1 pseudogene (running past one end of the window) is annotated in these 565 nt (G+C 19.7%); it reads left to right on the top strand.

Going from position 1 to position 565, the window contains the following annotated elements:
• Positions 1-503: 503 nt before the first annotated feature.
• Positions 504-565, top strand: a pseudogene (locus LUA84_RS03370) (nitroreductase family protein); it runs 133 nt beyond the window's last position.

The raw sequence follows: 565 nt of genomic DNA on the forward strand, positions 1-565 counted from the left end.
TCTCTTATATTATTTCAATTATTATATAATAATATTTGTTTTTATTTATCTATTAATTTATAGAAAAAATTATAGGAGTTTTNNNATTGCACTACAGACTTCTATAATAATATTTTTATCAGTTATTAAATATTATAAATAGTTATTATGAGTTTTCAATACTTTTACTCTTCATAATATTTTCTTCATTTTCATATAAAAAATAAAATCTTTTATAAAACAAAAAATAAAAAAATATTATGGAATTAAAAGATTCTATAAGAAATAGAAGAAGTATTAAAAAAAATCTTAGATGATGACATTTCATATGAAGATATATTAGAAATATTATCTCTAGAAATATTAGCACCAATAGCTGGAAATGTATGACACATTATTATTTTATTATTGTAAAAGATCCTGAAAAAATAGAAAAAATTTCCAGAATTTGCAGGTCAAGATTTTATNAAAGATGCGAATACATNNNNAGTGATTGTATCTGATGATAAAATTGAAAGCATTATATGGAGAAAAGGGAAAAATATTTGCAATACAGGATAACTGCTGCAATAACAGAAAATATATT

The organism is Candidatus Nanopusillus massiliensis, assembly GCF_920984865.1.